At 70.4% G+C, this 12,374-nt stretch carries 17 protein-coding genes; 8 read left to right on the top strand and 9 right to left on the bottom strand.

Annotation, left to right across the window (positions count from 1 at the left end; all coding sequences use genetic code 11):
* Positions 1-58: 58 nt before the first annotated feature.
* The 4 genes from Psi01_RS09370 to Psi01_RS09355 all read right to left on the bottom strand — a co-directional run bounded on the left by Psi01_RS09370 (position 59) and on the right by Psi01_RS09355 (position 1,853).
* The gene (locus Psi01_RS09370) at positions 59-325 is read right to left on the bottom strand and encodes a GlsB/YeaQ/YmgE family stress response membrane protein (protein ID WP_204063555.1); all 267 of its coding nucleotides are present in this window, start codon (positions 323-325) and stop codon (positions 59-61) included.
* Positions 326-423: 98 nt separating this feature from the next.
* Positions 424-705 carry a GlsB/YeaQ/YmgE family stress response membrane protein gene (locus Psi01_RS09365; protein WP_203877251.1) on the bottom strand — a complete coding sequence of 94 codons (282 nt, stop codon included), beginning with the start codon at positions 703-705 and terminating at the stop codon, positions 424-426.
* A gap of 168 nt (positions 706-873) precedes the next feature.
* Complete coding sequence (ispF, locus tag Psi01_RS09360; protein ID WP_204063554.1) at positions 874-1,353, bottom strand: 2-C-methyl-D-erythritol 2,4-cyclodiphosphate synthase; 480 nt, start codon at positions 1,351-1,353, stop codon at positions 874-876.
* Positions 1,354-1,370: 17 nt separating this feature from the next.
* A complete protein-coding gene (locus tag Psi01_RS09355) occupies positions 1,371-1,853 on the bottom strand; it encodes a CarD family transcriptional regulator (protein ID WP_012887713.1) in 483 nt (160 codons plus the stop codon).
* A 260-nt stretch (positions 1,854-2,113) separates the two neighbouring features.
* Between Psi01_RS09355 and Psi01_RS09350 the strand changes: the two genes are divergently transcribed.
* Entirely contained in the window at positions 2,114-2,707 is a 594-nt protein-coding gene (locus tag Psi01_RS09350) for a copper chaperone PCu(A)C domain-containing protein (RefSeq protein WP_204063553.1), read from the top strand.
* A 67-nt stretch (positions 2,708-2,774) separates the two neighbouring features.
* Here the strand turns inward: Psi01_RS09350 and Psi01_RS09345 are convergent, their stop codons facing one another.
* Complete coding sequence (locus Psi01_RS09345) at positions 2,775-3,464, bottom strand: response regulator (RefSeq protein ID WP_204063552.1); 690 nt, start codon at positions 3,462-3,464, stop codon at positions 2,775-2,777.
* The gene (locus Psi01_RS09340; protein ID WP_204063642.1) at positions 3,461-4,633 is read right to left on the bottom strand and encodes a sensor histidine kinase; all 1,173 of its coding nucleotides are present in this window, start codon (positions 4,631-4,633) and stop codon (positions 3,461-3,463) included. Before Psi01_RS09340 ends, Psi01_RS09345 begins: the two co-directional genes overlap by 4 nt.
* 159 nt (positions 4,634-4,792) lie before the next feature.
* On the opposite strand from Psi01_RS09340, the gene phoU reads away from it, so the two are divergent.
* Complete coding sequence (phoU, locus tag Psi01_RS09335) at positions 4,793-5,470, top strand: phosphate signaling complex protein PhoU (protein ID WP_204063551.1); 678 nt, start codon at positions 4,793-4,795, stop codon at positions 5,468-5,470.
* A gap of 76 nt (positions 5,471-5,546) precedes the next feature.
* Here the strand turns inward: phoU and Psi01_RS09330 are convergent, their stop codons facing one another.
* Genes Psi01_RS09330 through mshA form a run of 3 tightly spaced genes read right to left on the bottom strand, consistent with a single transcriptional unit; the run spans position 5,547 to position 8,099 of the window.
* The gene (locus Psi01_RS09330; RefSeq protein ID WP_204063550.1) at positions 5,547-6,290 is read right to left on the bottom strand and encodes a phosphoglyceromutase; all 744 of its coding nucleotides are present in this window, start codon (positions 6,288-6,290) and stop codon (positions 5,547-5,549) included.
* A 26-nt stretch (positions 6,291-6,316) separates the two neighbouring features.
* On the bottom strand, positions 6,317-6,805 hold the full coding sequence (locus Psi01_RS09325) for a type III secretion system chaperone family protein (protein ID WP_204063549.1): 489 nt from the start codon (positions 6,803-6,805) through the stop codon (positions 6,317-6,319).
* 10 nt (positions 6,806-6,815) lie between these two features.
* Entirely contained in the window at positions 6,816-8,099 is a 1,284-nt protein-coding gene (gene mshA, locus Psi01_RS09320; protein ID WP_275424509.1) for a D-inositol-3-phosphate glycosyltransferase, read from the bottom strand.
* A gap of 98 nt (positions 8,100-8,197) precedes the next feature.
* On the opposite strand from mshA, the gene Psi01_RS09315 reads away from it, so the two are divergent.
* The 6 genes from Psi01_RS09315 (at position 8,198) to Psi01_RS09290 (ending at position 12,255) form a co-directional block, all read left to right on the top strand.
* Complete coding sequence (locus tag Psi01_RS09315; protein WP_204063547.1) at positions 8,198-8,941, top strand: SDR family NAD(P)-dependent oxidoreductase; 744 nt, start codon at positions 8,198-8,200, stop codon at positions 8,939-8,941.
* Positions 8,942-9,013: 72 nt separating this feature from the next.
* Positions 9,014-9,823 (top strand): class I SAM-dependent methyltransferase, encoded by an 810-nt coding sequence (locus Psi01_RS09310; RefSeq protein WP_204063546.1) that lies wholly within the window; start codon positions 9,014-9,016, stop codon positions 9,821-9,823.
* An 81-nt stretch (positions 9,824-9,904) separates the two neighbouring features.
* A complete protein-coding gene (locus tag Psi01_RS09305; RefSeq protein ID WP_275423605.1) occupies positions 9,905-10,261 on the top strand; it encodes a BlaI/MecI/CopY family transcriptional regulator in 357 nt (118 codons plus the stop codon).
* Complete coding sequence (locus tag Psi01_RS09300; RefSeq protein ID WP_204063545.1) at positions 10,258-11,187, top strand: M56 family metallopeptidase; 930 nt, start codon at positions 10,258-10,260, stop codon at positions 11,185-11,187. The genes Psi01_RS09305 and Psi01_RS09300 overlap by 4 nt, the downstream gene beginning before the upstream one ends.
* Before the next feature lie 69 nt (positions 11,188-11,256).
* Positions 11,257-11,784 (top strand): helix-turn-helix domain-containing protein, encoded by a 528-nt coding sequence (locus tag Psi01_RS44060; protein ID WP_204063544.1) that lies wholly within the window; start codon positions 11,257-11,259, stop codon positions 11,782-11,784.
* A 6-nt stretch (positions 11,785-11,790) separates the two neighbouring features.
* Entirely contained in the window at positions 11,791-12,255 is a 465-nt protein-coding gene (locus Psi01_RS09290; RefSeq protein ID WP_204063543.1) for a hypothetical protein, read from the top strand.
* Positions 12,256-12,374 lie beyond the last annotated feature (119 nt).

Here is a 12,374-nt window from a genome sequence, read left to right as displayed (position 1 = left end):
TGCCCAGTACGGCCTCGGTGAAGTCACCGGTGGTTAGTGGTTATATGCGGCGGTGTCGCTAGACCCTGGACCGGCGAAGCCCGGCGACCAGGCCGACACCGACGACGGCGAGCACGACCTGCATCACAAGTTCGATCCAGTCGATGCCGTCCGTGGTGGCGACGCCGAGGCCCTGGGCGATGGCGGTACCGATGAGCGCGGCGACGATTCCGACGACGATGGTCAGAACCCATCCGATCGGCTGCCTGCCGGGAAGCAGAAGGCGGCCGACAGCGCCGACGATGGCGCCGATGACGATGGCTCCGAGAATGGACGCGATGGTCATATCAACCTCCCCGTGAGGGTGAGACTTTCACTCTCACGGAAAGGTCGCTACCCCGTGGGTCAGGGTTATTCCTGTGAAAGGAAAAATTCCATGTCAGATCACATGTGATCGGCCCTCCCGGTCCTGCCGGGCCGCATCTGGGTGACGAGCAGAACGCCGACCACCGCTAGCGCGAGCTGGAGGATGTGCTCCCACCAGTCGATCCCCCCGGTGTTGGCGAAGCCCATGGCCCCCGCGATGAGCGTGCCGATGAGTGCCGCCGCGATACCGACGATGAGCGTGAGCGCGATGCTGATGCTCTGCCTGCCCGGAATGACGAGTCGCGCCAGTGCACCGACGATGGCGCCGATGACGATCGCGGAAATGATCGAGCCCAACATGTCCGGCTCCCCCCCGTTACGAGACATGGTTAATAAGGGGTTACCCAGGACATTCATAGATCATCCATCGAAAAAGGGGCGGCCCGTACCGCGCCAGGAAACGGGCCGCCCTCTGGGATGTTCCGGCAGGTTCTACTCACCGGCCGCAGGAGCGCTCGCGCGTCCCTTCTAAGAGACGCGCGGGTCTTGAATCAGGTTCACCACGATCGCGGTGGCGATCGCCGCCACACCCTCGCCCCGGCCGGTGAGACCGAGACCGTCGGTCGTCGTGGCGCTGACGCTCACAGGGGCGCCCACGGCCGCACTGAGGACCTTCTCGGCCTCCGTACGGCGCGGCGCCAGCTTGGGCCGGTTCCCGATCACTTGGACCGCCACGTTGCCGATCTCGAAGCCGACCGCACGGACCTGCCGCGCGGTCTCCTCCAGCAGGGAGACGCCCGAGGCACCGGCCCAGCGGGGATCGGAGGTGCCGAACAGCCCTCCGAGGTCGCCGAGGCCGGCCGCGGACAGCAGCGCGTCACACGCGGCGTGCGCGGCGGCGTCGCCGTCGGAGTGCCCGGCCAGGCCGGTCTCGCCCGGCCAGTGCAGGCCCGCCAGGTGCAGCGGTCGCCCGGATGCGAAAGGGTGGACGTCGACTCCGACGCCCACCCTTGGAAATGTCGTGTTCAGGAGTTGAGAACCTCGTCCAGCAGGGCCTCGGCCTTGTCCTCATTGGTCTTCTCGGCGAGGGCGAGCTCGCTGACCAGGATCTGCCGCGCCTTGGCGAGCATGCGCTTCTCGCCGGCGGAGAGTCCGCGCTCCTTGTCTCGTCGCCACAGGTCGCGAACGACCTCGGCCACCTTGTTGACGTCGCCGGACGCCAGCTTCTCAAGGTTGGCCTTGTAGCGGCGGGACCAGTTCGTGGGCTCTTCGGTGTGAGGCATACGAAGCACGTCGAAGACGCGCTCAAGGCCCTCCTGGCCGACGACGTCGCGAACTCCCACGAGTTCGGCGTTGTCCGCCGGCACCTGGACGGTAAGGTCGCCCTTGTCGACCTTGAGAACCAGGTAGGTCCTTTCCTCACCCTTGATGGTTCGGGTCGTGATCGCCTCGATCCGAGCAGCCCCGTGGTGGGGGTAGACGACAGTGTCGCCGACCTGGAAAGTCATGTGACAAGTACCCCTTCCGCTGTACTCCAGAGTACCACGTATCCACAGGCTCCCGGAACAGTGAAATCACCATAACTGCAGGTCAAAGCCGCGTTTTGAGTCTTGACAACTGCTCGACTCTGTGAATCGACAGGTAAAAAACGTTGATGACCTGGGCTCCATCTCCCGTCGTGATCAGGCGGGTCGCCCGAAAACCCGGGAAAGTCCACAGATAGGGTTGGCGCTGCCATATCTCTAGTGTGACAAGGAGAACTCGCACCGTGACCCGCATCAGCCGTCACCGGGCGATCGCCGCCGCCGCGTTCCTCGCAGCCGCCCCTGTCCTGGCGGGCTGCGGCGCCGGATTCGACGCGATCACCATTCAGCCGTACGCCCCGACCGAGGCCCTCAGCGTCAAGATCGTGGACGAGAACAGGCACCTGGCCATTCCCCAGGCGTACTTCCTCGGCCCCGACTCCGGCGGGTCCCTGCCGGCGGGCGCGTCCATGCCGCTCCACCTCTACATCGTGAACAACGGCCGGGAGGACGACCAGCTCATCGGCCTGGGCGTCGACCCCTCGGTGGGCACCGCCAAGGTGACCGCGCCCGTCCCGCTGCCCGTCGGCAAGGCCGCGATCGTCGGCCGGCCCACTCCGACGATCATGATTGAGCAGCTGAAGAAGCCCTTCAAGGGTGGTGAGTCCCTCAAGGTGCAGCTGCAGTTCCAGAAGGCCGGCGTCGTCACGATCGAGGTCCCGGTGATCACGCGCAGCCGGGAGTTCACGGCTCTGCCGTCCCCGTCGGGCGCCTCGCCGGCTCCCACGCCGTCGCCGACCCCCTCCGCCACGGACACGGAGGGCGCGGGCGGCCACTGACCGCGGAACGGACGAGGGGGTGTACGGCTCACGCGAGCCGTACACCCCCTCTGCGCGACGGGGAGGGTCACTCCTCCACGGGGTCGAACTTGTAGCCCAGGCCCCGGACGGTGAGGATGCAGCGCGGGTCGGAGGGGTCGGCCTCCACCTTGGCGCGCAGCCGCTTGACGTGGACGTCCAGGGTCTTGGTGTCGCCCACGTAGTCGGCGCCCCAGACGCGGTCGATGAGCTGGCCCCGGGTGAGCACCCGGCCGGCGTTGCGCAGCAGCATCTCCAGCAGCTCGAACTCCTTCAGCGGGAGCTGCACCTGCTCGCCGCGGACCGCGACGATGTGCCGGTCCACGTCCATCCGGACCGGCCCGACGGTCAGCACGGCCGTACCCGGCTCCTCCACGTCGCCCTGGCGGCGCAGCACCGCGCGGATGCGGGCGACCAGTTCGCGGGAGGAGAACGGCTTGGTGACGTAGTCGTCGGCGCCGAGCTCCAGGCCGACGACCTTGTCGATCTCGCTGTCCTTGGCGGTCAGCATGATGACGGGCACGTTGGAGCGCTGCCGCAGGGAACGGCAGACCTCGGTTCCGGGCAGGCCGGGGAGCATCAGGTCGAGCAGCACCAGGTCGGCGCCGCTGCGGTCGAAGGTCTCCAGCGCGTCGGGCCCCGTGGCCGCGACCGCGACCTCGAATCCTTCCTTGCGCAGCATGTACGACAGGGCGTCGGAGAACGATTCCTCGTCCTCGACAACGAGTACGCGGGTCACTGCGCGGCCTCCAGGGGGGTCGTGGTGCTGGGTTTTGCGGGTACCGCCACGCCGCCGAAGGCGGGCAGGCGGAGAGTGAAGGTGGAGCCGGAGCCTTCCTTGCTCCATACCGTGACCGTGCCGTTGTGGGCCGCGGCGACGTGCTTGACGATGGCCAGGCCGAGACCGGTGCCGCCGGTGGCGCGGGAACGGGCGGTGTCGACGCGGAAGAACCGCTCGAAGATCCGCTCCTGGGCGCTCTCCGGGATGCCGATCCCCTGGTCGTTGACGCTGATCTCGACGGAGTCGCCCGCGGGCCTGGCGCTGATCACGACCCGGGTGTGCTCGGGGCTGTAGGCGACGGCGTTGTCGATGAGGTTGCGCAGCGCGGTGACCAGGAGCTCCTCGTCACCCCAGACCTGCAGGCCCTCGGCGCCGCCGGCGACCAGAGCGATGTCCTTGGCCGCCGCGGTGGTGTTGCAGCGGTCGATGGCGTCGTGCACCGCCTCGTCGATCGGGACGGGGCACGGGGTGGGGATGGGCTCGGCGCCCTGGATCCGGGACAGGGTGATGAGGTCCTGGACCAGGTAGGTCAGCCGGGCGGCCTCGTGCTGCATGCGACCGGCGAAGCGGGTGACCGCCTCCGGGTCGTCGGCGGCGTCCTGGATCGTCTCGGCCAGCAGGCTCAGCGCCCCGACGGGCGTCTTGAGCTCGTGGCTGACGTTGGCCACGAAGTCGCGGCGCACCGCCTCGACGCGGTAGTACTCGGTCTGGTCCTCGGCGAGGACGAGCACCTGGCCGTAGGAGCCCAGCGGGGCGACCCGGACCGCGAAGTTGGTCGACTCCTGGCCGAACTTGTGGCCGGGCACGTCGATCTCGCTCTCGCGGATCTCACCGTCCCTGCGCACCTGCCTGGCCATCGCCAGGAGCTCGGCCGTCACCAGGCGGTCGCCCTTGACGAGGCCGAAGGCCCGCGCGGCCGAACTGGCCCGCAGCACCCGGTCCTCCCTGTCGAGCACGACGGCCGAGGACGGCAGGACGGCGAGCACGGAGGCGACGCCCTGGGGAAGCGCCCCGGGCTCGAGATCCTCGACCGGGATCGTCATCCGCGGTTGCGCGGTGGTCTGGCGGACGACCATCACGGCCAGCGCTCCCACGACGAAACCGGCCAGCGCGGCCAGACTCGCCATCAGTTCACTCACATGGTCCTCCTGTCGGCGTCACGTTCTCGATGGTAAGCGCGGCTTTTGCCCATCAAGACGGCGCACGGAGGCCTGGTCATGGCCTTTCCCGCAAAGTTCACTTTTTGGTCGGGGTTCGTTCACTGACGCGCGCGTACGGTGACACTCATGCGTGACGCTTATCACGAGGAGCTCGACGCCCTCACCGTCAGACTGGTCGAGATGACCAGGCTGGTGCGGTCGGCGATCTCCCGTGCCACCACCGCCCTGCTCGACGCCGACCTGGAACTCGCGGAGAGCGTCATCTCCCGGGACGCGGAGGTGGACCGGATCTTCACCGAGATCGAGACGTCGATCTTCGACCTGATGGCCAGGCAGCAGCCGGTGGCCGTGGACCTGCGTATGGTCATCACCGCCCTGCGGATGGGCGGCGACCTGGAGCGCATGGGCGACCTGGCCGAGCACGTGGCCAAGGTGGCGCGGCTGCGCCACCCGGACTCGGCGATCCCGCCGGAGCTGCGTGTGACCATCCTGGAGATGGGCCAGATCGCCGAGCGCCTGGTCACCAAGGCCGGCAGCTGCGTCGCCTCCCGCGACGTGGAGTCGGCCCTGGAACTGGAGCACGACGACGACGCGATGGACAAGCTCCACCGCAAGCTCTTCAAGGCCCTGCTGGCGAGCGACTGGAAGTACGGCGTCGAGCCGGCCATCGACGTGACGCTGATCGGCCGCTACTACGAGCGCTACGCCGACCACGCGGTGCGCGTCGCCCGCGACGTGGTCTACCTCGTCACCGGCTCGCGTGCTGATGGCCGTGCTCCGCAGAGTGTCCCGGGGACGGCCTGATCGGCTCGGCAGAACGGAAGAGAGCGGAAAGAGGACGTCCTTCCCGGGGGAAGGGCGCCCTCTCGGGCTTCCGGGGTTACTTGCCCTGGTTGGCCACGGCCTCGATGGCGGCCTTGGCGGCCTCCGGGTCGAGGTAGAGGCCGCCCTTGGCCAGCGGGTGGAAGTCGTCGTCCAGCTCGTAGACGAGCGGGATGCCGGTGGGGATGTTGAGGCCGGCGATCTCGTCGTCGCCGATCCCGTCGAGGTGCTTGACGAGGGCGCGCAGCGAGTTGCCGTGGGCGGCGACCAGGACGGTCCGGCCCGCCGCGAGGTCGGGGACGATGCTGTCGTACCAGTACGGGAGCATGCGCTCGACGACGTCCTTCAGGCACTCCGTCCGCGGCATGAGCTCCTTGGGCAGCAGCCCGTAACGGGCGTCGCCCGCCTGGGAGAACTCGTCGTCGTCCTCGATCGGCGGCGGCGGGACGTCGTAGGAACGGCGCCAGAGCATGAACTGCTCGTCACCGAACTGCTCGCGGGTCTGCGCCTTGTTCTTGCCCTGGAGCGCGCCGTAGTGACGCTCGTTGAGCCGCCAGGACCGGGTGACCGGCAGCCAGAGCATGTCGGCCTCGCTCAGGGCGAGGTTCGCCGTCTGGATCGCGCGGGTCAGCAGCGAGGTGTGCACCACGTCGGGCCGCAACCCCGCCTCCAGCAGCAGCCGCCCGCCGCGGCGCGCCTCCTCCTCGCCCTTGGCCGAGAGCCCCGCGTCCACCCAGCCGGTGAACAAGCCCTTGGCATTCCACTCGCTCTCGCCGTGCCGAAGCAGCACCAAAGTCGCCATACGCCAAGCCTAGCGAGCGAGCCGGATCAGGCGCCGCCCGCCTCGGGATCGGCGAAGCGGGCGAAGGCGCGCAGATTGGCGAGGGACTCGCCGCGCTTGGCCCGCCACTCCCACTCCTTGCGGATGGAGGAGGCGAAGCCCAGCTCCAGCGCCCGGTCGAAGCCCTCGTCGGAGTAGGTCAGGACGCAGCCGAGCAGCCGGTCGATCTCCTCCTCCGACACCGCCGCCAGCGGGACGCGGCCCACCAGATAGACGTCGCCGACCGGGTCCAGGGCGAAGTGCACGCCGTACATGGAGCCGTTCTTGGTGAGCAGCCAGCGGTAGAACTCGGCGTGGTTCTCGTCGGGCTGGCGGCAGAAGAAGGCCTCCACGTGCAGCGCCTGGTCACCGACGATCAGCCAGGTCATGGTGGCGAGCTTGTGCTGGCCGGGGAGCTTCACCAGGAAGGCCCCCGGCCGGGGCTCCTCGTAGGAGACTTCGGCGCCCTTGAGCGCCGCCTCGATCACGTCGCGCATGGGGTTCACCCTACGAGCTCACCGCGACCGGAGCCCGGTGCAGGTTCGCCATCGCCCCGGCGTAGACGTCCGCCAGGCGGGCGGCGGTGGCCGACCAGCCGAAGGCGGCCGCCTGGACGACGGCTCCGGCCGCCAGCTCGTCGCGCCAGCGGGGCTCGCTCACGAACCTCTTCAGGACCTGGGCCCAGTCGTGCGGGTCGTGCCCCTCGACGAGCAGCCCCGACACACCGTCGCGTACGGCGGTGCGCAGGCCGCCCACGGAGGCGGCGGCCACCGGGGTGCCGCAGGCCTGGGACTCCAGGGCGACCAGGCCGAACGACTCGTTGTGCGAGGGGACGACGGTCACGTCGGCCGCGCGGTACCAGTCGGCCAGCTCGTGCTGGGGGGCCGGGGGCACGATCCTGACCACGTCGGAGATGCCGAGGTGGACGGCCAGGTCGGTCAGGTAGGAGGGCCGGGCCAGGCCGTTGCCGCTGGGCCCGCCCACGCAGGCGACGACCAGCCTCGACCGGAGCGAGGGGTCGTCGACGAGCATCCGGGCGGCGGCGCGCAGCAGCACGTCCGGGGCCTTGAGCGGCTGCACCCGCCCCACGAACAGCAGCACGTGGGCGTCCTGCGGAAGCCCCAGCCGGTGCCGGGCCGCGCCCTTCGAGGCGGGCTGGAAGACCGTGAGGTTCACCCCGGGGTTGACGACCTCGACGCGGTCGGGGGCGGCGCCGTACAGGTCGATGAGCTCCCGGGCCTCGGTCGGCGTGTTCGCCACCAGCCGGTCGGCGATCTCGACGACCTGCTCCTCGCCCAGCACGCGGGCGGTGGGCTCGGGCTTGTCGTCCTCGGCCAGCAGCAGGTTCTTGACCTTGGCCATGGTGTGCATGGTGTGCACCAGCGGGACGCCCCAGCGCTCCTTGGCCAGCCAGCCCACCTGGCCGGAGAGCCAGTAGTGGGAGTGGATGACGTCGTAGCGGCCCGGGTCGTACATGGCCTCGGTGCGCAGCACCCCCGACAGGAAGGCGCACAGCTGGCCCGGCAGGTCGCCCTTGTCGAGCTCCTCGTACGGCCCCGCGGTGACGTGCCTGACGGAGACGCCGTCGGCGATCTCAGCCACCGGCGGCAGGTCGCGCGCCGTCTGCCTGGTGAAGATCTCGACCTCCATCCCCAGCTGCGCCAGGCGCCTGGCCGACTCCACGATGTAGACGTTCATCCCGCCCGCGTCCCCGGTCCCCGGCTGGTCCAGGGGAGACGTGTGCATGCTGATCGTCGCGACCCGGTTGACCCGTCGTCGCTTCACCGACACCACCTCCGAGACGGTTACAACCACCCATCCCGTAGCGACATTCCCGACATATGGCCCCGCAGGGGACAGCCTGCGGGGTCCTGGCAGGATGGCGAGCCATGAAGAAGACAGCTGTGGTGACGGGTGCCAGCAGCGGGATCGGCGAGGCGACCGCGCGCCGGCTGGCCGCCGAGGGCTTCGACGTGGTCGCGGCCGCGCGTCGCCGGGACCGGTTGGACAAGCTGGCCGCCGAGGTGCCCGGCATCCGCCCGGTGACCCTGGACGTGACCTCCGAGGAGTCGGTGCGGGAGCTGGCCGGCTCGCTGGACCGCTGCGACGTGCTGGTCAACAACGCCGGCGGCGCGATCGGCCTGGAGCCGGTGGCCACCGGGGACGTGGCCGACTGGCAGCGGATGTACGACACCAACGTGCTCGGCTCGCTCCGGGTCACCCAGGCGCTGCTGCCCGGCCTCATCGCCTCCGGCGACGGGGTGCTGGTGATGCTGACCTCGGTGGCCGGGCTGGTCTCCTACGAGGGCGGGGGCGGCTACAACGCCGCCAAGCACGCGCAGACCTCGATGACCGAGGTGCTCCGGCTGGAGCTGTGCGGCGAGCCGGTCCGCGTCGTCGAGGTCGCGCCCGGCATGGTGCACACCGAGGAGTTCTCGCTGAACCGCTTCCGCGGTGACGCCGACCGGGCCGGGAAGGTCTACGAGGGCGTCCCCGACCCGCTCTCCGCCGACGACGTGGCCGACGCCATCGCCTGGTGCGTGACCCGTCCCGCCCACGTGAACATCGACCGCCTCGTCATCCGCCCGCGCGCCCAGGCGGCCCAGCACAAGGTCCACCGCGTCACCTCCTGACGGGGGCGCGAGCGGGCCGGGAGCGCCGCGCGGGTGGTCCCGGGAGGTGAGCGGGCCGCCGACAATGGTGGGGTGCGTTCCAGGAGGCCGGTCGGCGAGATCACCAGGGGGACCACCGGCCACAACCGGCTCCGGCGGTCCGACCGCTGGATCGTCTCCACGTACGGGCCGCTGCTGCGTTCCGCCGACCGGCCGCTGATCGTGGACCTCGGCTACGGCGCCTCGCACATCACGACGCTGGAGCTGTTCCTGCGGATCCGCCGCCTCCGGCCGGACGCCGAGGTCGTCGGGATCGAGATCGACCCGGCCAGGGTGGCGGCCGCCAGGCCGTACGAGGTGCCGGGCCTGTCGTTCCGGCTGGGCGGGTTCGAGCTGCCGGTGGACCGGCCGCCGCTGCTGGTGCGGGCCTTCAACGTGCTGCGGCAGTACGGCGAGGCGCAGGCCTGGCACTACTGGGACCTGCTCAGGTCCCGGCTGGCGCTCGGCGGGGTGATCGTGGAGGGGACCTGCTCGGAGGTCGGGCACCGGGCCGTCTGGGCCGGGCTGGACGCCTCCGGGCCCCGCACGCTGACCCTGTCGGCCCGCTTCGACGCCTTCGAGCGCCCCTCCGACCTGGCTGAGCGCCTGCCCAAGACGCTCATCCACCGCAACGTGCCCGGCGAGCCGATCCACGCCTTCCTGCGTGACTTCGACCACGCCTGGGCCGTCAGCGCCCCGCTGGCCCCCCACGGCGTACGGCAGCGCTGGATCGCCGCGGTCGAGATGCTCGCCTCGACCTGGCCGGTCCCCCGCCATCCCCGGCTGGGCGGGCGTTCCCGGTGGCGGCTGGGCGAGGTGACCGTCCCCTGGCAGGCGGTCGCCCCGGCCCCGGAGACCGCGTAGATACCGCCGGACCGCCGGGCGGGGCCCAACTCGACAACCCGTAGTACTACCCCTCGTGGTGCCGGAGTTAGGCTTATGGGTGTGAAGGGTCTCGGTGAGCTTGAGCGCAGCATCATGGACGTCATCTGGGCGCAGCCCTCGGCTGTGACGGCCCGCGAGGTCGGGCGTCTCATCGCCGACCGCGACCTCGCGCCCACGACGGTGATGACGGTGCTCGACCGGCTGACCCGCAAGGGCTTCCTGATCCGCAGCCGCGACGGACGCGCATGGCGGTACGAACCGGCCGAAAGCCGCGACGCATACATCGCCGAGCTTATGCTGGAGGCGCTCGACCTGACCGGAGACCGGTCGGCCGCCCTCACTCGCTTCGCCCAGGCCGTCTCCGGCCCCGAAGCCGAGATCCTGCGGAGAGCCCTGACGGAGCTGGAGGAAGAGTGATCACCGCGGCGGCCCTGGCGTTCCTCGCCTCGGTCTGCGCGGTCGGAGCCTGGCGGCTGACCCGGGCCCGCTGGACCTACCGGGCCCCTCACGTGGCCATCGTCCTGTGGCAGGCGCTGGGGGTGACCTGGGGCCTGGCCGGGACGGGAACGCTCCTCGCCTACGCCCTGGAGCCCTACGGGGCAGGGGTGCTGGGCGGCCTGCGTGTCTTCGCCGCCTCCGCGCTCTCCGGCGGGTACGGCCCGCCCGGGCCGTACGACCTGCCGAGGATCTTCGCCCTGATCGCCGGGCTGACCGCGCTCACCGTGCTGATCGTGGTGCTCCTGACCGCGGGCGTCCAGACCTTCCGCGCCCGGCGCCGCCACCGCACCCTGCTGGCCCTCATCTCCAGCGACGACCCCGAGGTCCCCGGCGTGCGGGTGGTCGATCACCCGGCCGCGGCCGCCTACTGCGTGCCCGGCCTGCGCTCCCAGGTCGTGATCAGCCGGGGCACCCTGAAACTGCTCTCCCCGGCGGAGCTGACCGCGGTGCTGGCCCACGAGGCCGCCCACGTCCGCGAGCGGCACGACCTGGTGCTGCTGCCGTTCGCCGCGCTGCGCAGGGCCCTGCCCTGGTCCCGCACGGTCGAGGACGCCCAGCGCGAGGTCGGTCTCCTGGTGGAGATGGCCGCCGACGACGCCGCGCGCCGCTACTGCTCGCCGCGCCGCCTGGCCACCGCCCTGCTCCGCTTCGGCACCGCCGGGGCCATCCCCACCCCGCACGGCGCCCTTGGCGCCACCGCCGGCGCCACCGCCGCCGTGATGGCCAGGGTCGAGCGCCTGGTCACGCCGGGTCCCCGGCTTCCCCGCCGGGTGCGCTACGGCATCGTGACCTTCTCCATGGCCCTGACCGCCTCCGCCCCGCTGCTCTGGGTGATGCCTCACTGACGGGCAGAGTGCTTGCAGGCGTTAGCCAGTGCGTTTGCAATTGCAAGCAGCATGATGCAGACTTGAGACATGGCACTACCGAAGGTCGGCTCGATCGGTGAGTACATCCGCGAGCAGCGCACGCAGGCGAAGATCTCGCTGCGTCAGCTGGCCGCCGCGGCCGGGGTCTCCAACCCCTATCTCAGCCAGATCGAGCGCGGGCTGCGCAAGCCCAGCGCGGAGATCCTCAACCAGATCGCCAAGGGTCTGCACATCTCCGCGCAGGCGCTGTACGTCCAGGCCGGTCTCATCGAGGACCGCGAGCCGGACAGCGATGTCCTGGCCGCGATCAGGGCCGACAACTTCATCACCGAGCGGCAACGCCAGGTGCTGATCGACATCTACGAGTCGTTCCGCAAGGAGAACCGGGTCGGGGCCCCGGAGGAGGATGCGCGCACCGCCAAGAACGCGCCTCCCTCGCCGGAGCCCCACGAGAGTGACGCCGGATCCTCGCCGGACGACGAGTCGCCGCTGCCCGAGGAGTTCACCGCCGCGTTGAAGCCCTACACGGCGTCCTCGGTCAACGGTCACGTCACCCCGGAAACGAAGGAAGGTTAACCCATCATGACCCTCGCCACCGAAGTCAAGAAGTTCACCGACTCCAAGCCCTTCTACGCCGTCGCCGGCGCCGGTGACTTCGCGGTGGAGAAGCTGCGCGAGCTGCCCGAGCAGATCCAGAAGCTGCAGGGCCGCCGCGAGGAGTTCCGCGAGGCCGCCAAGGACCTGCCCGAGAAGGCCAGGCAGATCGCCGACCGGGCCGAGGGCTACGCCAAGCAGTTCGGCGACCGGGCCGAGGTCTACGCCAAGGACCTGCCGGAGAAGGCCCGCGGCTACGCCGACCAGCTGACCGCCAGGGCCGTCGAGCTCTACGACGAGTTCGCCAACCGGGGCCGCAAGGTCGTCTCCAAGGTGAGCGGCGAGGCCGCCCTGGAGCTGGAGGAGGTCTCCGAGGCCGCCGAGCCCGCGATCGCCGCCGCCCCCGCCCCCAAGAAGAACACCCGCGCGCCCAAGGCCCCCGCGAAGGCCTGACGCTCCGAGGCTGACACGTCCCGAGAGGAAAGACCCGTCCCGGCACTCCGGGGCGGGTCTTTCCCGTCTTCCGCCCCGCCCTCCTCCTCCCCCGGCCGCCTCCCCGCCTCCCGCCGGCC

Source organism: Paraplanobispora siamensis (assembly GCF_016863175.1).
Classification (GTDB): Bacteria; Actinomycetota; Actinomycetes; order Streptosporangiales; family Streptosporangiaceae; genus Planobispora; species Planobispora siamensis.
Note: the sequence above shows the minus strand (reverse complement) of the source record. Positions and strands in the feature narration are given on the sequence as shown.